General features: G+C 58.8%; 18 protein-coding genes and 1 tRNA gene. 16 read left to right on the forward strand and 3 right to left on the reverse strand.

The genetic code is table 11. The features are described from left to right. From JZX89_RS01285 to JZX89_RS01345, 13 genes are all read left to right on the forward strand, one after another. Entirely contained in the window at positions 1 to 972 is a 972-nt protein-coding gene (locus JZX89_RS01285; protein WP_153513548.1) for a beta-ketoacyl-ACP synthase III, read from the forward strand. Positions 973 to 1,214: 242 nt separating this feature from the next. Then, the gene (locus JZX89_RS01290) at positions 1,215 to 1,553 is read left to right on the forward strand and encodes an integration host factor subunit alpha (protein WP_003502236.1); all 339 of its coding nucleotides are present in this window, start codon (positions 1,215 to 1,217) and stop codon (positions 1,551 to 1,553) included. 266 nt (positions 1,554 to 1,819) lie between these two features. Next, on the forward strand, positions 1,820 to 2,353 hold the full coding sequence (locus JZX89_RS01295) for a MerR family transcriptional regulator (protein ID WP_046798879.1): 534 nt from the start codon (positions 1,820 to 1,822) through the stop codon (positions 2,351 to 2,353). Positions 2,354 to 2,539: 186 nt separating this feature from the next. Then, complete coding sequence (locus tag JZX89_RS01300; protein WP_149897864.1) at positions 2,540 to 3,268, forward strand: nuclease; 729 nt, start codon at positions 2,540 to 2,542, stop codon at positions 3,266 to 3,268. Positions 3,269 to 3,406: 138 nt separating this feature from the next. Next, positions 3,407 to 3,492, forward strand: a tRNA-Leu gene (locus JZX89_RS01305). Between the two features lie 162 nt (positions 3,493 to 3,654). Then, on the forward strand, positions 3,655 to 6,159 hold the full coding sequence (locus tag JZX89_RS01310; protein WP_207132861.1) for a heavy metal translocating P-type ATPase: 2,505 nt from the start codon (positions 3,655 to 3,657) through the stop codon (positions 6,157 to 6,159). Between the two features lie 13 nt (positions 6,160 to 6,172). Beyond that, complete coding sequence (locus JZX89_RS01315) at positions 6,173 to 7,195, forward strand: 2Fe-2S iron-sulfur cluster-binding protein (protein WP_207133080.1); 1,023 nt, start codon at positions 6,173 to 6,175, stop codon at positions 7,193 to 7,195. A gap of 11 nt (positions 7,196 to 7,206) precedes the next feature. Further along, positions 7,207 to 7,695, forward strand: a complete 489-nt coding sequence (gene cueR, locus JZX89_RS01320; protein ID WP_149897863.1) for a Cu(I)-responsive transcriptional regulator — start codon at positions 7,207 to 7,209, stop codon at positions 7,693 to 7,695. A gap of 69 nt (positions 7,696 to 7,764) precedes the next feature. Continuing rightward, complete coding sequence (locus JZX89_RS01325; RefSeq protein WP_149897862.1) at positions 7,765 to 8,709, forward strand: ABC transporter permease; 945 nt, start codon at positions 7,765 to 7,767, stop codon at positions 8,707 to 8,709. Next, positions 8,699 to 9,622: an ABC transporter permease gene (locus JZX89_RS01330; protein ID WP_153513551.1), complete on the forward strand. Its 924-nt coding sequence runs from the start codon at positions 8,699 to 8,701 to the stop codon at positions 9,620 to 9,622. The genes JZX89_RS01325 and JZX89_RS01330 overlap by 11 nt, the downstream gene beginning before the upstream one ends. A gap of 139 nt (positions 9,623 to 9,761) precedes the next feature. Next, the gene (locus JZX89_RS01335) at positions 9,762 to 10,826 is read left to right on the forward strand and encodes an ABC transporter ATP-binding protein (RefSeq protein ID WP_149897860.1); all 1,065 of its coding nucleotides are present in this window, start codon (positions 9,762 to 9,764) and stop codon (positions 10,824 to 10,826) included. A gap of 11 nt (positions 10,827 to 10,837) precedes the next feature. Beyond that, positions 10,838 to 11,848 (forward strand): ABC transporter ATP-binding protein, encoded by a 1,011-nt coding sequence (locus JZX89_RS01340; protein ID WP_153513552.1) that lies wholly within the window; start codon positions 10,838 to 10,840, stop codon positions 11,846 to 11,848. Between the two features lie 238 nt (positions 11,849 to 12,086). Next, on the forward strand, positions 12,087 to 13,580 hold the full coding sequence (locus JZX89_RS01345) for an ABC transporter substrate-binding protein (protein ID WP_207132862.1): 1,494 nt from the start codon (positions 12,087 to 12,089) through the stop codon (positions 13,578 to 13,580). Positions 13,581 to 14,025: 445 nt separating this feature from the next. Here JZX89_RS01345 and JZX89_RS01350 read toward each other — a convergent pair whose 3' ends face one another. Both JZX89_RS01350 and JZX89_RS01355 read right to left on the reverse strand, forming a co-directional pair. Next, positions 14,026 to 14,283, reverse strand: a complete 258-nt coding sequence (locus JZX89_RS01350; RefSeq protein WP_153513554.1) for a heavy-metal-associated domain-containing protein — start codon at positions 14,281 to 14,283, stop codon at positions 14,026 to 14,028. A 95-nt stretch (positions 14,284 to 14,378) separates the two neighbouring features. Then, a complete protein-coding gene (locus tag JZX89_RS01355) occupies positions 14,379 to 15,836 on the reverse strand; it encodes a TrkH family potassium uptake protein (protein ID WP_188355900.1) in 1,458 nt (485 codons plus the stop codon). A gap of 80 nt (positions 15,837 to 15,916) precedes the next feature. Between JZX89_RS01355 and ilvA the strand changes: the two genes are divergently transcribed. From ilvA to JZX89_RS01370, 3 genes are all read left to right on the forward strand, one after another. Continuing rightward, positions 15,917 to 17,191: a threonine ammonia-lyase gene (ilvA, locus tag JZX89_RS01360; RefSeq protein ID WP_207132863.1), complete on the forward strand. Its 1,275-nt coding sequence runs from the start codon at positions 15,917 to 15,919 to the stop codon at positions 17,189 to 17,191. 74 nt (positions 17,192 to 17,265) lie between these two features. Further along, on the forward strand, positions 17,266 to 17,574 hold the full coding sequence (locus JZX89_RS01365; protein ID WP_174372735.1) for an HlyU family transcriptional regulator: 309 nt from the start codon (positions 17,266 to 17,268) through the stop codon (positions 17,572 to 17,574). 117 nt (positions 17,575 to 17,691) lie between these two features. Continuing rightward, entirely contained in the window at positions 17,692 to 18,957 is a 1,266-nt protein-coding gene (locus tag JZX89_RS01370) for a GGDEF domain-containing protein (RefSeq protein WP_174372734.1), read from the forward strand. A 41-nt stretch (positions 18,958 to 18,998) separates the two neighbouring features. On the opposite strand, the gene JZX89_RS01375 is transcribed toward JZX89_RS01370, so the two are convergent. Further along, complete coding sequence (locus tag JZX89_RS01375) at positions 18,999 to 19,616, reverse strand: FMN-dependent NADH-azoreductase (RefSeq protein ID WP_207132864.1); 618 nt, start codon at positions 19,614 to 19,616, stop codon at positions 18,999 to 19,001. Between the last annotated feature and the right edge of the window lie 36 nt (positions 19,617 to 19,652).

The raw sequence follows: 19,652 nt of genomic DNA on the forward strand, positions 1-19,652 counted from the left end.
ATGATCCGCTCTATAGTCCGTGGTTTCGGGGCAGCGCTTCCGAAGCGTGTCATGACCAACAGCGAAATTGAAGGGGTCGTCGAGACCACCGACGAATGGATCGTGCAGCGCACGGGCATCCGGCAGCGCTATATCGCCGGCGAAGGCGAAACGACAGCTTCGCTCGGCGAGGCGGCGGCCCGTGCTGCGCTCGACAATGCCGGTCTGACCCCTGATGATATCGACCTCATCATTCTGGCGACGTCGACTCCGGACAACACCTTTCCGGCAACGGCAGTGAATATCCAGAATCGTCTCGGCATGACCCATGGTTTCGCCTTCGACATGCAGGCCGTCTGTTCCGGTTTCGTCTATGCCGTCTCGACCGCCGATCTTTATATTCGCGGTGGCATGGCCAAGCGCGTTCTGGTTATCGGCTCTGAAACATTCTCGCGCATTCTCGACTGGAAGGACCGCACCACCTGCGTTCTGTTCGGCGATGGCGCAGGCGCTATCGTTCTCGAAGCTGGTGAAGGCGAGGGGACCTCTGACGATCGTGGTATCCTGACCGCGCAACTGCGCTCCGACGGTTCGCACAAGGAAAAGCTCTATGTCGATGGCGGACCCTCCACGACAGGCACCGTCGGCCATCTGCGCATGGAAGGCCGGGAAGTGTTCAAACACGCCGTCGGCATGATCACCGACGTTATCGAGCAGGCTTTCGAAGCGACGGGCACGACGGCGGACGATCTCGACTGGCTCGTGCCGCATCAGGCCAACAAGCGCATCATCGACGGATCGGCGAAGAAGCTCAACATCGATCCTGAAAAAGTGGTCATCACCGTCGACAAACACGGCAATACCTCGGCCGCATCCATTCCGCTGGCGCTGGCCGTTGCGGCCAGTGACGGCCGCATCAAGAAGGGCGATCTGGTCATGCTGGAGGCCATGGGCGGCGGTTTCACCTGGGGTGCGGTGCTGCTGCGCTGGTAACGGCAAATTCATTCTGCGGGGAGGCGCGGACGCGAAATCGGCTGTATTTTTTGTGGCCGGGGCCTCATCCGTCGCACCTGAGCGCCCTGTGGTTGCAGCAAAACCGCGCCGGGCGCCCTAAGCCCTTGCACTGATTGCCGAAAGCTTCAAATGAATCTGGAACAATCCCTTGACCGGTCGCCACAAGGGAAATAATCTCGGCGGCTCCTAGAGAAAAATTCAGACAGGGTTTGCGGGGAAAAATGGCCGGGAAGACAGTGACACGCGCAGATCTTGCAGAATCTGTGTTTCGTAAAGTCGGGCTGTCCCGCACCGAATCCGCCGAGTTGGTCGAGACGATCATCGACGAGATTTGCAACGCGATCACCCGTGGCGAGGTCGTCAAGCTGTCGTCCTTCGCGACATTCCAGATCAGGGAAAAGAACGAGCGTATCGGCCGCAACCCGAAAACGGGTGAGGAAGTTCCGATTTCGCCGCGACGCGTCATGACATTCAAGGCGTCGAATGTGCTGAAGCAGCGCATTCTCAAGGCGCATACGGCCCGCAAGGCCAAGCAAAAGGGCCAGAAGGCCGGGGCGTAAGCCGGCTGCGGCAAGGCATTTTGCCATATGGCAAACCCTTTTCCCCATTCTTCTTGTGAACATGCTTGAATTTCAACGTGCAAGCCGTTGAAATCCGGTCGACTCGCATCATAATCAATTTTAATAATTGGTATCTTGCCGTGACGGGCATCGGCGTGAAGATCGGATACGGTTTTCGCGACGGCGCTATGTGCGGCGGGTGAGAAGCGTTCTGTTCAGCACCCGGCTGGATGCATGGCGCTCCAGGTCCGGATGGGAGTGGTAGTTTGGACAAAAGCCCCGACGCGTTTCGGACGATCAGTGAAGTTGCGGATGAGCTGAACCTGCCGCAGCACGTGCTGCGTTTCTGGGAAACACGCTTTCCGCAGATCAAGCCGATGAAACGGGGCGGGGGCCGCCGTTATTACCGCCCGGATGATATCGATCTCCTCAAAGGCATTCGTCACCTTCTTTATGACCACGGTTATACCATCAAGGGTGTGCAGAAGCTGCTGAAAGCCAATGGCAACCGTTTCGTGGCTGCCATTGCCTCGGGTGATCTCGCGACCATGGAAGCCATCATGGCGGCGAGTGGTGAAAAGGAAGTTGCCGAACCACGCGTCATCGATACCGATGGGGACGAGGTCGTCGGCCGTCCGAAGGCCAAGCCGAGCGGTCGTTTCTTCGGCTTCGGCGGCGGCAACAGCGATGCGGAAATATCGGTCGGCAAATCGGGCATCGGCAAGGATGATCAGGCGCTGCTGCAGGAGGCCCTGTTCGATCTGCTCGAATGCAAGCGGCTTCTCGATCAGGTTCGCTGATCGTTTATCCACAGATCTGTTCGAGCAATTCCAGTAAAAGTGTACCCGGTTTTCCGCCCGGAAATGCGCCAAAACAAAGAGTTAGAGCGTTTTCGTGATTCGAAGAAAGCGCAAACGCTCTAAAACGCCAACCTTTCGGAAACTCATTTGGCCGATAATGCGGCTCCGTAAAGAAGGAGTCCGATCGTGAGCAATCGAAAACCGGCAGCGCGACGCCGCACGGCGAAGAAATCTGGCGGCGGCAGCATTTGGCCCTGGGTCCTGATGCTGGGCCTCGTCGGCGGCGGCATTCAGGCTTACGAACATCGCGACAGCCTTCTGCCGCAGCGCCATGTTGCGAGGGCAACATCCACGACGACGAATTCTCCAAAACTCGCAACCGCAGCGAAACGCGAGGCGGCCGCGCCGGAAAAGGTGGCGAGCATTCGGCCCGCGTCGCCGGTTTCGCCCGGCAACGGGCCGGTGCCGCCACGCTCCATCGCCATGCCATCCACGTCATCGCAGAGCAAGGTCGCGGCCATCCTGCCGGAAACCCGCCCCACGGTCGAAAAAATCTCGATCGGCGAAAAGAGCGGTGCTTTTGCCTTTTGTGGCCGCTCCGGGCTTAACAATTGCGTGGCCGACGGCAACACCTTCTGGATGAAGGGTGTGAAAATGCAGCTCGCCGGCATCGAGGTTCCGCAGATTGACCGGGCGCGCTGCATGGAAGAGCGTCAGCGCGGTTTCATTGCCAAGGTCAGGCTTCGCGACATGCTGAATGCCGGTACCTTCGATGTCGCCTCTTCCGCAGGTGCCAGCGGGCAAGCCATGGAACGCAAACGGCTTTCGCGTTCGGGCGTCTCCTTTGCCGATCAGCTCGTGCGCGAAGGGCTGGCACATCCGGCATCTGCAAAAAATCAGTCCTGGTGTGGCTGAGGCCCCGTTGACCGCAACCGTTCTGCCTGTGTAGATGAGGCGCTGTCGGCATTCGGGATCGGAACTGTTTAATCCTGCACCGAATAATGACGAAGCAAGTTGCAGCGCCGGAGCCGGATCGGCAGGCGGCGCGGCAATGCGGACGTGGCGAAATCGGTAGACGCAGCAGACTTAAAATCTGCCGACCATTGGTCTTGCGGGTTCAAGTCCCGCCGTCCGCACCAACTTCCCTTTGATTTATCCCCTGTTTCAAGTCCTGAGCCGGCGTAAAACGCCCGTTCACGTGCACGTCATCTCTTCTTGAAAATCATCAAAAAGAACCTATTGACCTTGCCACGATGGGAAGCCCTATCTTTTTCGATATAAAGAAAAGAGGGGTCATACGCATGTCACAAATAGAGGTCCGGGCGAGTCATCAGATTGCGATCGATGGCATGACATGCGCCTCCTGCGTCGGTCGTGTCGAGAAGGCGATTGCTAAAGTGCCGGGGGTTCTCAAGGCCTCGGTCAATCTCGCTACCGAGCGCGCCGATATTGCCTTTTCCGGCCCGCCCGATGTGATGGCTGTCATCGCAGCCGTGCGGAATGCCGGATATGGCGTCGATGAGAAAACCATCGAACTCGATATTGAGGGCATGACCTGCGCCTCCTGCGTCGGGCGCGTCGAAAAGGCGCTGAAGGCTGTTGCCGGTGTCTCCGATGCAAGCGTCAATCTCGCGACGGAACGCGCCACCGTCCGCGTTGCCGGCAGTGCCGTCTCTGCCGCCAGACTGGCCGAAGCAATCAGGCAGGCAGGATATAAAGCAAGTGAGGTCGCCACGGACAAAGCCAAGGGTGATGAGCCGGACCGGCGCGAAGCCGAATTGCGGGGTCTGAAAATCAGCCTTGCCGTGGCCGTTGCCCTGACGCTGCCGGTTTTCGTGCTGGAGATGGGTTCGCATCTGGTGCCAGCCATCCATGATTTCGTGATGGAAACAGTCGGTATGCAGGAAAGCTGGTATCTGCAATTTGCGCTGACCACGCTGGTTCTTTTCGGACCCGGTCTGCGGTTCTTCAAGAAGGGCATACCCGCACTTCTACGGCTCGCACCCGACATGAATTCGCTGGTGGTGCTGGGCACTGCCGCCGCCTGGGGATTTTCGGTGGTCGCGACTTTCCTGCCGGAAATCCTGCCGCGTGGCACGGCCAATGTCTATTATGAGGCGGCGGCCGTTATCGTCACGCTCATTCTGCTTGGCCGTTTTCTCGAGGCGCGCGCCAAGGGCCGCACCAGCGAGGCGATCAAGCGGCTGGTCGGCCTGCAGGCCAAGTCGGCCCGCGTCCTGCGCAATGGCGAAACCATCGATGTGCCGTTACAGGATGTACAGACTGGTGATGTGATTGTCGTTCGTCCGGGCGAAAAGGTGCCCGTCGATGGCCTTGTGCTCGATGGCTCCTCTTATGTCGATGAATCGATGATAACAGGTGAACCGATCCCGGTGACGAAAACCGCGGGTTCCGAGGTCGTCGGCGGCACGGTCAACCGCAATGGCTCCTTCACCTTCCGCGCCACCAAGGTGGGCGCTGATACGCTGATCGCGCAGATCATCCGCATGGTCGAGGAAGCGCAGGCCGACAAGCTGCCCATTCAGGCGCTGGTGGACAAGGTCACCAACTGGTTCGTGCCGGCGGTGATGCTGGCGGCGCTCATCACCTTCGTCGTCTGGTTCGTGTTCGGGCCGGACCCGGCTTTGACCTTCGCGCTTGTCAACGCTGTTGCAGTCCTCATCATCGCCTGTCCCTGCGCCATGGGCCTTGCCACGCCCACCTCGATCATGGTCGGCACCGGCCGCGCCGCCGAAATGGGTGTGCTGTTCCGGCGCGGCGATGCGCTCCAGACGCTGCGCGATGCCGATGTTATCGCCGTCGACAAGACTGGTACGCTGACGCTAGGCAAGCCGAAACTGGTGCATTTCACCACGACGGAGGGGTTCGACGCGGATGAAGTGCTGCGCCTCGTCGCTTCACTCGAAAACCGTTCCGAACATCCGATCGCCGAGGCAATCGTTGAGGCTGCGAAACATGGCGGCCTGACGCTTGCCGATGCGGAGGGCTTCGAGGCCACCCCCGGTTTCGGCGTGGCGGCGATAGTCGATGGCCGTAAGGTCGAAGCGGGCGCGGATCGCTTTATGACAAAGCTCGGTTACGATGTTTCCATGTTCGCCGGCGATGCAGAGCGGCTGGGCAGGGAAGGGCAGTCACCGCTTTATGCCGCCGTCGATGGCAGGTTGGCCGTGATCATTGCCGTTGCCGATCCGGTAAAGCCGACGACGCCGGAAGCAATTGCGGCGCTGCATGCGCTGGGTCTCAAAGTCACGATGATCACGGGCGATAACCGCCGCACGGCGGAAGCCATCGCTCGCCGCCTTGGCATCGATGAAGTGGTGGCGGAAGTGCTGCCCGATGGCAAGGTCGAGGCCGTGAAGAGACTGGCGGCCGGCGGGCGACGCGTTGCCTTTGTCGGTGATGGCATCAACGATGCGCCGGCGCTCGCGGCAGCCGATGTCGGCCTTGCCATCGGCACGGGCACGGATGTCGCGATTGAAAGCGCCGACGTGGTGTTGATGTCGGGTGATCTGCGCGGAGTTGCCAATGCCATCGCGCTCTCCAAGGCGACCATCCGCAATATCGGCCAGAATCTGTTCTGGGCCTTTGCCTATAATGCAGCACTCGTTCCCGTGGCGGCCGGAATATTGTATCCTGTCAACGGCGTTCTGCTGTCGCCTGTCCTTGCCGCCGGAGCCATGGCGCTTTCCAGCGTATTTGTCCTGACAAATGCGCTGCGCCTGAAAAGCTTCCGTGCCCCACTGGTGGACAAAGCGGCTGGCATGCAGCTCGCAGCGGCCGAATAGGAGGGCGGATATGATGACGCCTGGCAACACAATCTATCTGCCGCAGATCGGACGCAGCATCATGGCGGCGCAGGGCGAAACCGTGCTTCAGGCCGCGCTGGCGGCAGGCATCACCTATCCGCACGGTTGTCGCATGGGCCGCTGCGGCGCCTGCAAGTCGCATCTCGTCTCCGGCGAGATCGATCTCCTCAAGCACACGCCCTTTTCATTGACCGAAGAGGAAAAGGCGGAAGGCCTGACGCTCGCCTGCCGCGCCGTGCCGCTGAGCGACGTGACGATCGGTTGGCTCAACGGTGAGGACGAATTCGCTGATATTCCGACTGGCCGCTTTGAGGGCGTAGTGGCGGAAGCCGTGGATGCGACACATGATATCAAGCTCATCCGCATCAGGCTTGACGATCGCGCGCAGTTTACCTTCAAACCCGGTCAATATGTGCGCCTGCTTTACCCGGACTGTTCGCCGCGCGACTATTCCATCGCCAGCCGGGTGGACGAGGAGTTGATAGAATTCCACATCCGGCATGTGCCGGGTGGGCTGACAAGCGGCCATATCTTCGCGCAGGCCAAGGCGGGTGATCCTGTCACGTTGGTGGGGCCTTTCGGGTCGTCATTCCTGCGGGAAAAACATTGCGGGCCGATCCTTGGCATTGCCGGCGGCTCGGGTCTGGCACCGGTCAAGGCGGTTGTCGAGGCTGCTCTTACGACGGGGCAAATCATGGGCCGGGACCGTCCTATCCATTTCTATTTCGGCGCCCGCGCCCTGCGCGACCTTTATATGGTCGATCATTTCGAGGCGCTTACCGCGCGGCACGACAATCTGAGCTTCGTTCCGGTTCTCTCCAATGAGCCACATGCGCAGATGCGGTGCGGTTATGTCGGCAATGCGGTGGCGGATGATTTCGACGATCTTGATGGCTGGAAGGCCTATCTTGCAGGACCGCCGGCGATGATCGAGGCGACCGTGCCGCAACTGGTGGCGCGGGGTATGCGCACCGCCGACATTCATGCAGACGTGTTTTTCACCCCGGACAGATAGGAGCAGGATCCATGAATATCGGCACCGCCGCCACCGCCTCAGGTGTTTCTGCAAAGATGATCCGCCACTACGAGATGATCGGCCTGATCAAATCGGCAAACCGCACGGATGCCGGATACCGGGTCTATACGGCCAATGATCTGGAAACGCTGCGCTTCATCAGGCGCGGACGCGACCTCGGTTTTTCGATAGAAAAGATCAGGCAGCTGATGATGCTGTGGCGTGATCCCGGTGGTGCGTCCTGCGATGTCAAACGCATCGTCATGGAACATGTCGTGGATCTGGAAGCGAAGATGCATTCGCTCCGCGACATGGCCGACACGCTTCGAAATCTCGCAACCTATTGCCCGGACAATGGCGAGCCGGATTGCCCGATCATTCAGGATCTGGCGCAATCCGAAGATCCCGATTTTGTTCCGGTGGCGGTTGTGCCCAAGCGCTCCGGAATGCTGAAGGGCACCTCCGGCGTGGCGACGGAATTATCACGTCTCATGAAATAAACAGCTGTTCCCATCGGGAACTGATCGTCGATTGCAGCAAATGCCAATTGTGGTGAAGGAAACCGGGCCATGTGGATACAGATATTGCAACGCTTCCTTATTCTGTGCCTGATGCTGACGATCGTTTCCGTCATCGCATTTCTTTTGCCCTATATGGCGGGTGGCGATCCGGCCCGCACCATCCTGTTTTCACGCATGCGCGATACGGCGCTCGATCCGCATGCGGTCGAGGCGCTGCGGGTAAGCCTCGGGCTCGACCGGCCGCTCTATGTGCAATATTTCGCATGGCTGTCGAGCGCGCTGCGTGGCGATCTGGGCTTTTCCTTCACCAGCAGCCAGCCCGTGGCCGGCGAGCTTTTGCGCTCCCTCGGCGTGTCGGTAACGCTGGCGCTGACGGCGCTCGCAATCGCGGTCGCCGTTGCCCTGCCGCTCGGCACACTGGCGGCGATGCGCCCGGGCGGGCGGCTCGACAATTTCGCGACACTGATGATCCAGACCTTCGTTGCGACGCCGGAATATTGGTTCGCGCCGATGTCGGCGCTGGTGTTTGCGCTCTATCTCGGCTGGTTGCCGTCGGCGGGATGGGACAGCTGGCGTTCGCTGGTGCTTCCCGCCTTGACCCTGACGCTGCGCCCGCTCGCTTATTTTACGCAGGTGACACGTGCGGCGATGGCCGAGGTTCTGCGTGCACCCTATATCACCGCCGCCCGCAGCCGGGGTCTCGGCATGCATAGCACGGTCCTGCGGCACGGTGTCCGCAACGGCTCGCTGCCGGTCGTCACCTTCTTTGCATTGTGGCTCGCGGGCCTGCTTGGTGGATCGGTGGTCGTGGAAGTCATCTTCGCCATCCCAGGTATGGGTCGGCTTCTCTATGACGCCGTGGTCAATCGCGACATCCCGATGCTGCAGGGTGGTTTCATCTGCATCGTCGCCCTGTCCATCCTGATCAATACCCTGGCCGACGGCTTTTATGTCCTGATCAATCCAGCAATGCGAGGTCACAATGACCATTAGCCACTTCCCGAGCGCGCCGGTAGCCGCCTTGCCCCTGACCAATACGCCCATGACCGCTACCCCTAAGCGCCCGTCGACATTCAGCCGGTTCACGGACTTCATCAGCCGGCGGCATTGGACCTTCTATGCGGGATCGGCGATCTTTCTCGTCATCATCCTGCTGCTGGTCATCGCGCCATGGATATCGCCCTATAATCCCGCACAGCAGAACCTTCGCCTGCGGCTGAATGCACCAAGCGCCACCTACTGGCTGGGAACCGACCATCTGGGCCGCGACGTGCTCAGCCGATTGCTGATCGGCGGCCGTTTCACGGTCACGATTGCCGCCATCACCGTCATTCTGTCGGTCGGTATCGGAACCTTCGTCGGCATCATCAGCGGCCGCAGCCGCGGTATCCTCGATGAAATCCTGATGCGCGTTGTCGACCTGCTCATCGCCATACCGGACGTCGTGATCGCCATCTTCCTCGTCGCTATCTTCGGTCCGGGATACGGTACCCTGATCGCGTCGCTGACGATTGTCGGCTGGACACCATTTGCGCGGCTGGCGCGCGGATTGACGCTGTCGATCAATTCCCGCGAATATATCCGCGCGGCGGAAGTGCTTGGCTGCACGCGGCGCTTCATCATCTTCCGGCATATTATTCCGAACACGATCTGGCCGATTGCGGCCGTGGCGTTCCTGCGTTTCGGCCACAAGCTGATCACGGTGGGTGGCTTGTCGTTTCTGGGTCTCGGCGTGCAGCCGCCGGCCGCCGACTGGGCACTGATGCTGGCCGATGCGCAGGCCTATGCGGAACGCATGCCCGTTCTGGTCATCGCACCCGGCCTGGCGATCTTTCTGGCAGCGCTCAGTGTGACGTGGATCGGCCATGGGCTGAACCTGGAGACCAAAAAACAGAACGGTCATTGACGCCTGTCAACAGACAGCGACCGGTTTGACGATCGTCAAACATTGCAGACGCAAAGGAACTGGAAGGAGAGTAATATCGTCTGAAGCCGCATGAAAATACGCAAATGCCTCCGATTCAATAAAAATAAGGGGAACTCTTATGAATATCGAAGGACACACGCATGCCGATACGGCGATATCCCCGGAGCTGACACCGCTTCTGGAGATCGAGGATCTGCACGTTTCGGTGCCGACCGACAATGGCCGGAAATTCATTATCTCTGGCCTGACGCTATCAGTCAAAGCCGGGGAGGTCGTTGCACTTGTCGGCGAATCCGGGTCCGGCAAGAGCATGACGGCGCTGTCGCTGATGCGGCTGTTGCCACACGGCGTGGAAATCACCTCCGGCCGCATTACCTTTGCCGGGCGGGATATTCTTGCTCTTTCATCCTCGCAACTCGATGCGCTGCGCGGCGCCGAAATCGGCATGTTGTTCCAGCAGCCGCAGGCCATGCTTGATCCAACCAGCCGGGTGAAGACGCAGGTTGCCGAGCCGTTGTGGGTCCATCGCAAGATGAGCCGCAGTGCTGCGCTCAACCGGGTCGTCGGCATGTTATCCGACGTCGGAATTCCGGATCCATCGGCGCGGGCGCAATGTTTCGCGCATGAGCTTTCCGGCGGCATGGCGCAGCGTGTCATGATTGCGGCAGCGCTCTCGGGAAATCCGCAGCTGCTGATCGCCGATGAACCGACGACGGCGCTCGATGTCACCGTTCAGGCACAGATATTGCGCCTGCTGGATGACGAACGCCGCAAGCGGCAACTGGCCACGCTGCTCATTACCCACGACCTGTCGGTGGTTGCCGCTTTTGCGGACAGGATTGCGGTGATGTATGCCGGCCGCATTGTCGAGGAGGGGCCGACACAGGCAATCCTCAAGGCGCCGCAGCATCCCTATACCAAGGCGCTGATCAGCTGCTCGCTTCTGACCACTGACAGCGAGGGACAGTTGCTGACGATCCCCGGATCGAGTTCGCAGGCGCATGATATGTCCTGCGGCTGCCGGTTCCATCCACGCTGCGCGCTTGCCAAATCGGCCGGCATGGGTAGCCGATGCATGGCGTCGGAACCGGATCTGAATGCCCTGCCGGAAGGGCGCAAGGCGCGGTGTTGGGCGGTCGGCGACGAGCATGCCGATAGTCATACAAATCACGCGATCTGCTGAAGGAGGGGACAATGCAATTGACAGCTGTAAAACAGACCCCGCCATCACCTGATAACAAAAGCCACCCCTATGTGGTCGCCAGGAACCTCTGCAAATATTATCCGATCTCCGGCCTCGGTCACCGGGTGGTGAAATCCGTCGACGATGTGTCCCTGACCATTGGTGAGGGTGAAGTGCTCGGCCTCGTCGGTGAGTCCGGATGCGGCAAAAGCACCGTCGCCGGACTGATTACCCGCCTGACCCACGCGACGAAAGGCGAGGTCAGCATCGGCGAACACGATATTCTGCACATGCAGGGCGAAACGCTGCGGCGCATGCGCCGGACCGTGCAGCTGGTGTTTCAGGATCCCTATTCCGCTCTCGATCCGCGCATGCGCATCGGGCAAAGCATGGAAGCGCCGCTGGCCCAGCACGGCGTTGGCACACGGGAAGAGCGCACAGCACGTGTGTTCAGGATGCTGGAGGAAGTCGGTCTCGATGCTTCCTTTTTCGATCGTTATCCGAGCCAGTGTTCCGGCGGGCAGTTGCAGCGCGTCGTCATCGGGCGCGCGCTTCTGCTCAATCCAAGCTTCCTTGTCTGCGACGAACCGACCTCAGCGCTTGATGCTTCCATGCGCACGCAGATACTTAACTTGCTGATGGACATGAAACGCCGCCATGGTTTGACCGTTCTGATGATTTCCCATGACCTGCGCGTGGTGCGTTATCTCTGCGATCGTATCGCCGTGATGTATCTCGGGCGGATCGTCGAAATCGCCGACCGGGAAGAGCTTTTTCGTGCGCCGAAACATCCCTACACCAAGGCTTTGATCGCTTCGTCGATGCTGGATGAAACCGGCCTTTATGCGCCGGAAATGCTGCTGGACGGCGATTTGCCGAGCCCGCTCAATCCTCCGAGCGGCTGCAAATTTCACACCCGCTGTAAATATGCGACGCCGATATGCAGCGAAAAAGAGCCGGTGCTGGAGGGTGTTGCGGGAGAGCATTTCGCGCGTTGCCACCATTGGCGGGAATGGGGTTGAGCCATAAAGCAGTTGCGGTTTTGTGCTTTTGTAAAAACAGATGAATCGTGTGTCTGAGGTTGAATATCGGAATTAAATTCCGAGTATAGAGCAATAAAATAAATGATATTCAGATGGATATTCGTTGAATATCCACTGGATATTCTTTTGTCTTTTGACTTGAGGAAATTTAATCGGGAATTTCATGAAAATAAATGAATTGTGAGCGTTATCATCAAAAATAAAAGGGGAATATTCTATGATGAAGCACGCACTTTTGGCGACATGCGCCATCGTGACCTCGTTCGGAGCCGACGCGGCAAAGGCCGGCACGATTACCTATGACGATAATTTCGGGGTGAAGACCGGCTGGCAGATGGCGTCCGACGATGCTTATCTCGGCTCCCGCGCGGGTTGTTTCGAAAGCCTGGTACGTGTCGGTTACGACATGAAACTGGAGCCAAGTCTGGCTGAATCCTGGACACAGACCGGCCCTAAGGTATGGGAATTCAAACTGCGCAAGGGCGTCAAATTCCAGAATGGCGAAGCGCTCGATGCCAAGGCCGCGGTTAATGCGCTAACCAATCTTTTGCAGGCCCCGGTTCCGGCCCGCGCCTTTTCACCCAAGCTGATCGCTGCCGTCGAAGCAGGCGGTGATGATACCGTGAAGATAACGACGCTCGAGCCATCGGTGCTGCTGCCGGCGCAGATGGCCAGCCCCGCCACCTCCATTCTCGCACCATCAGCCTATAAGGACGGCAAGGTCGATCCTGTCGGCACCTGCACCGGACCATTCAAGATCACGGAGGTCGATCCCAGTCAGCATATGATGCTGATGGCCAATCATGATTATTGGGGCGGTATGCCGAAGCTTTCGGGCGGCCGTGTAAATTTCGTGCCCGATGCCGATACCCGCGCCACCCAGGCACGAACCGGGGAAGCACAGATTTCGCGCCTCGTTCCGCCATGGACCGTCAAGACCATCGAATCAACCGACGGCGTCAAGGTCGCGCCCATCCCGTCGCCCCGCATCACGGAGCTGTTGCTGAACAACTCCAGGCCGCCTTTCGACAATCTCAAAGTGCGGCAGGCGATCCAGGCCGCCATCGATACGGGCGGCATTGCAGACAGCATTTATGAAGGTGCGGTCAAGGGCGCGGCCATGCCGTTCGCAGCGGGTGAGCCATGGGCTGCAAAGGAGGCCAAGCCTGCCTATGACGTGGAAAAAGCCAAGGATCTGCTGAAGGAAGCGGGCATTGCACCCGGCAGCCTGAAGGTGACGCTGCTTGCCTATACGGCAAAGACGGAACTGAAGGATGTCGCGGCGATCATTCAGGCGCAGTTGCAGGAGCTCGGCATCAAGGTTGATGTTCGCGTTGCCGATTACAGCGCAATTGAGCCTGATCTTCTGGCCGGCAAGTTCGATATGGCACTGTTGTCGCGCGGTTATGCCACCGATGTTGCCGAACCCGCCGGATTCCTCAATGCCGATTATACCTGCGGCGGCAGCTATAATATCTCGCATTATTGCAATGAGGCGACCGACAAGCTGATCAAATCCGCTTATGCGACGGCCGAACCCGCCAAGCGTTACGCCATTTACAGCGAAGCAGCGAAGAAGATTTACGACGAAGCCGTCTCCGTCTTCCTCATCCATGAGACGGTGTTCGACGCCTATTCCGCCAAGCTTGAGAATTACAAGCCCCATCCGCTCAACTACTTTGTCATGACCAAGGATCTGGCGACGAAGTGAGCTGGCGTGATATTGCCGAAAAATAAAGACCCGGTTCGCAAGAGCCGGGTCTTTGTGATGGTAGGGACGCAGGATTTTCTCCGTCATGCCGGCCTTGAGCCGGCATCCAGCCACGGCGCGTCTGCGCTGTGAGAAATGAGTCTCTCGCGATCAAGGACTTGATGGCGCTGGCCCCGGTTTTCCTCCGGGTTGACGGCATGCGCATATGCAATTTTTAGCGTCAAATGCGGTACGACTGACGCGCGGTGCCTGAAAACACGGATTTCAAAATTCGGGAAAACCTCCACCGTCATCCCTGATCAAAAAGGGAGAGGGCATCCGCCGTCTGGGGGAGATAAGAAGAACGAACGTTCAAGTCGTCCGATGGCCGTCACGCAAATTCGACGTGAAGCGGGTAGGGCGATCCGGCGGCGGCATGGATAAAGCGCCGCCGGTGTTCTTCAGTTCAGGCGCGTGCTTCCGGCGTATAGCCAGCAGCCGTGATGATTTCGGCAATCTGTGCCGCGTCGGAGACGCCGCCGACCACAACGGTGCGGCTTGCGGGATCGGCATGCACGGCAGCACCGGGAACGGTCTTTTCGATCGCGCCCTTGATAACACCGGCGCAGTGACCACAGGTCATGTCTTCAACGTGAAAGGAAAGGTCTGCGCCGACAGGGGCAGCAGTGGTGGTTTCGTGGTGGTGCTGATGGCCATTGCACATAGGCGGTTCTCCATGGTTTGGAATTCTAACAGGGAGAGCCTGGACTATTCCAACGTGGGAAGGTCAAGCGCTTTATTTGCGCTAATGCAGCGATCTCAGCTCTTCCAGAAAATCGGCATCAGCAGCACCAGAACCGTCAGGATTTCCAGACGTCCGAGCAGCATCATCACCGACAGCAGATAAAGCGCCGGATCGCTGATCGTGGAGAAATTGCCGACAGGCCCGATGATCGGGCCGATGCCAGGGCCGACATTGGCAAGCGCCGTTGCAACACCCGAAGTGGCGGTCAGGAAATCATAACCCATCATGCTCATGGCGAGGCTGCCGGCAATCCACAGAGCAATGAAACAACTGACGAAAAGGAAGATCGTTCTGATTGTGTCGGGATCGACCACCTGCTGACCGTAACGCACGGAATAGACGGCGTTTGGATAAATCAGCTTTTTCAGCCCGGCCCGCACGACGTTAAACATGATGAGGAAGCGATAGGCCTTGATGCCACCGGCCGTCGAGCCGGAACAGCCGCCCATGAAAGTGGCAAAAAAGGCGACGACGACGACGAATGGCCCCCAGAGCGTGTAATCGTCGCTCGCAAAACCGCCGGTCGACAGGATCGACGTCATGTTGAAGAAGGAATGGCTGAGCGCATCATTCAGCGGCACGCCGTTTCTAAGGTGGTGATAAACCCCGACCGCAATCGAAATCGCGCAGAGATAACCGAGGAAGACGGCGATCTGCGGATCGCGCAGCGTTTCCAGCCGGCGGCGCACGGCAAGCAGGATCATCACCGAGAAGGGCAGGCTGCCGAAGATCAGGAAGATGGTGGCGATCCACAACAGCGCCGTATTGTCGAAATAGGCGAAAGAGGCGTCATGGGTGGAAAAGCCGCCGGTCGCGACGGTCGACATGGCATGGTTCAGCGCATCGAAATGCGACATGCCGGCAAAATCATAAGCGATGGTGCAGGCCAGTGTCATGAGAATGTAGATCGCTACGAAAGCCCGGGTGAAGCTCGCCAGTCGCGCAAACGGTCGGTCGTTGCCGGTATCGGAAGATTCCATGCGGAAGAAGGTCATGCCGCCGACGCGCAGCAGCGGCAGAATAAACAGGCCAAGCGCGACGATACCGATACCGCCAAGCCAGCAGAGCAGCGACCGCCAGAGCAGGATGCCCTGCGGTGCGTTGTCCAGCCCTGAAATGACGGTTGATCCCGTCGTCGTAATGGCGGAGACGGATTCGAACAGGGCCTGACCGAGCGTCAGATCAAGCTCGGACAGATAAAGCGGCACGGCGCCGACAATCGAAAACACCAGCCACAGGATATTGACCAGGAGAAAACCGAAACGTTTGTTGAAGGCGGCAATCGGCCCGCGCGTCGCAAGCGCACAGGCAAGCGCAAACCCGCCGCACATGAAACCGGAAAGCGCAAAGACCGTCCAGTCGTCATTGCCGTAATAAAGGTCGGTCAGCGCGGGAAGAAACATGGCCGTCGCCATGTAAAGCCCGAAGATGGACGAAACATATATGACCGAGCGCAGAAGGTTGCTGTTCAAGAGATGAAACCCAGAGTTCGTTGCCGCGCTGAAATGAGTCTTTGTCTCCGACGCCTTCCTATGGCATAGCGGGTGCCATTATGAATTTCAATGGATTGACTATCGTGGACAAGCAGCTTGTGGAAGCAGCGCGGCGGGAAGTGCGGGAAATATTCCCGGAAACGCCGTTGCAGTTGAATGAACATCTCAGCCGTCGGTATGGCGCGTCGATTTGGCTGAAGCGTGAAGATCTGTCTCCGGTCCGTTCCTACAAGATTAGAGGCGCATTCAATTTTCTCCGCAAGGCGGTGGCCAAGGCCGGCAAGGACAAGGTTTTCGTTTGTGCTTCGGCCGGCAACCACGCCCAGGGTTTTGCTTTCGCCTGCCGCCATTTCGGCGTTCACGGGGTCGTTTTCATGCCGGTGACGACACCGCAGCAGAAGATCGACAAGACCCGCATCTTCGGCGGCGAATTCATCAAGATCCGTCTGGTAGGCGATATATTCGACCAGTGTTACGCTGCTGCCCGCGCATACGTTGAGGAGAGCGCCGGCTACATGGTGCCGCCGTTTGACCATGAGGACATCATCGAAGGCCAGGCGACGGTTGCCGCCGAAATCATCGATCAGCTTCCCGAAGGCACGAAGCCTGATATCGTCGTCATGCCCGTCGGCGGCGGCGGTCTGTCTGCGGGCCTCACGGGTTTTCTCGCCGGCACGGTTCAGAAGGACAATTTCGTGTTCTGCGAGCCGGAGGGCGCGCCGAGCCTGAAAAGAAGCCTCGAACGCGGCGAGCCGGTGACGCTCAACAAGATCGACAATTTCGTCGATGGTGCCGCCGTTGCCCGCATTGGTGATCTGAACTTCACGGCGCTGAAGGATTTTCCGGCAGAGCAGGTTTCGCTCATTCCCGAAAACGCCATTTGCGTAACGATCATCGAGATGCTGAACCTTGAGGGCGTGGTGCTGGAACCGGCGGGCGCGATGGGCATTGCGGCGCTGGAGAAACTCGGCCGCGAGAAGTTGCAGGGCAAGACAGTTATTGTCGTTGTTTCCGGTGGCAATTTCGATTTCGAACGTCTGCCGGACGTGAAAGAGCGCGCCATGCGCTACACTGGCGTGAAGAAATATTTCATTCTGCGCCTGCCGCAGCGCCCCGGCGCTTTGCGCGATTTCCTCAACCTGCTCGGCCCGGATGACGATATCGCCCGTTTCGAATATCTGAAGAAATCGGCCCGCAATTTCGGCTCGATCCTGATTGGTATCGAAACCAATGCGCAGGAAAACTTCGCAGGGCTTCTGGAGCGCTTCGAGGCCGCAGGCCTTGGTTATGAGGATATTACCGAAAACGACATCCTGTCGAACCTGATCATCTGATCGGGGAAGAACGACAGGGAAGGGCGGGGCATATCCGCCCTTCGAATGCGATACAGATCAGGGAGTGAAAAGCCATGGCATCGTTTTTTTCCAAAATCCTTTCGGCCTTCGGCTCCGGCCAGCCGTCCGACGCGCCGCAAAAGACGGCGCAAGCGGAGCCGCATGCACATGGCGACTATCTGATCTACGCGACGCCGATGAAGGAGGGCGGCCAGTTTCGTCTGGCCGGCCGTATCGAGAAAAAGGTCGGCGATGAAGTGCTGGTGCATGAATTCGTGCGCGCCGACGTCTTCAGCAGCATGGACGATGCGGTGGAGTTTACGATCCGCAAGGCGAAACTGATTATCGACCAGAACGGCGCGTCGCTTTTCCCAGGAAAATGATGACGTTTTCTTACTCTCTAAATTAAGATTCCGTTGGTTGCTTAGGCCTATCGTCCTTGAAGGGCATGGAGTCGCGCCGATAGACCGGCGTGATGTGGATCGATAGGGCGTGTGCCGATGCAATGGGCAAATCTGGCCCTCTTCCTGACGGAGGCCATCGTCTATTTTTCGGTAATGACGGCATTCCTTCATTACCGGCATATTCTCGGCATCGGTGTTTTTCTCACCGCGCTGGGTGTTATGCATTTTCTGGAAACCTATCTGGCCGCCGTCTTTTACGTCGGCCTGCCTTTTGGCGTGGCGTCGCCGGGCTCCTCCATCCTGTTTGCCGGCAAGCTGATGATGATCCTGATGCTCTATATGCGCGAGGATGCGGCCGTTGTCCGCCAGCCTATCTACGGCCTGTTTCTCGGCAATATATTGACCGTCATCATGGCGCAGATCGTCCGGTTTCATCAGACGGTGGCGATCGTCCCCGGACAGTCGGTCGATACCGGTTTTCTCGATGAGATGGGCGTGCTGATGGTCTGGGGCACCAGCATTCTTTATGTCGATGCCATCGCCATCATCCTGCTTTACGAAAAGCTGGGGCGGTATTTCCAGCGCCATATCGTGCTGCGCTTCGCGATCTGTGGTGTCGTCATTTTAAGCTTCGATCAGGCGGCTTTTTACGGGGCATTGCGATATTTGTTCGATGCGCCGGTCGGTGTGTTTTACGATGGCTGGAAGGCGAAGATGGTCGCGGTCGGCATCTATTCGGTCTTGTTCGCGCTTTATCTCAACCTGACATCGACCAAAGGCCGCTTTCTGACACGCCGCAGCGTCGCCGATGTCTTCAACGATCTCACGTTCAGGGAGCGTTACGAGGAGCTTCTGTCCCGCTCGGGGCGCGACATGCTGACCGGCGTGTCGGACCGTGCCCGCATGGAACTCGATGCGCCCTCGGTCGTCGTGGAATGCCTGGAGAAACAGCGGCCGGTCAGCGTGCTGATCGTCGATATCGATCATTTCAAGACCGTCAACGATACCTTCGGCCATCTGCAGGGCGATGAAATATTGCGGGAATTCGCCGCCGTGCTGAAACGCAGCGTACAGCCGCATGGACATCTATACCGCTTCGGCGGCGAGGAATTCGTGGCGCTCCTGCCGGCAATGGCCCATGAGGCCGCACTTGCCTTCTCGGCAGGTATCCGGGTGGCGATCCTGGCGGATCTGCGCCGCCCCGATGGTTCGCCGCTGACGGTCAGTATCGGCGTCGCCACGGCCTTCGAGGACGGGCAGCTTTTCCGCGCACTTCTATCGGAGGCCGATGCGCGGCTATATGCGGCAAAAAATAACGGCCGGGATCAGGTCCACGGCCGTTTTGGAATGTGGGTCGGCTGACACCGGCAATCCCGCCGGTGTCAGTTCCGCCTTAACGTGCCTCAGGCGGCCTGTGCCAGTTCGGCAACCTTGGCGCCGGCGGCGGCAATGGCCTTCTCGACGGCTTCCGGGCCGAATGCCAGACCTTCGACATAGATCACTTCCACATCGGTCATGCCCATGAAACCGAGAACGGTCTTGAGGTAAGGAACGGCATGGTTCATCGATACGGCCGGGCCTTCGGAATAAACGCCGGCAGCCGCTAGCACGATGTAGACCTTCTTGCCCTTGGCAAGGCCTTCCGGGCCGGTTTCGGTGTAGCGGAAGGTCTGACCGGCGCGGGCGACGTTATCGATCCACGACTTCAGGCCGGAATAGATGTTGAAGTTGATGAGGCCGGTGCCGATGACGACGGTGTCGGCGGCCATAAGCTCGGCAACCAGCTTGTCGGAATAGTCGGCCGCAATCGCTTCTTCAGCTGTACGCTGGTCGGCCGGCTTGCGGATTGCAGCCGTCTTGACGGTGTCGAGGTGCGGAATGGGATCGGCGGCGAGATCGCGGTGAACAAGGGTATTCGCCGCCGACTTGGCCTTCAGCTTGTTCGCGAGTTCACCGGAAAACTTGTTCGAAACCGATTCGTCGCCACGCGGGCTGGAGGTGATGAGCAGAATGTTGGACATGGTCTTTCCTTGCATATGCGATGAATTGACGGGCGC

The organism is Agrobacterium burrii (assembly GCF_017313405.1).
GTDB lineage: Bacteria > Pseudomonadota > Alphaproteobacteria > Rhizobiales > Rhizobiaceae > Agrobacterium > Agrobacterium burrii.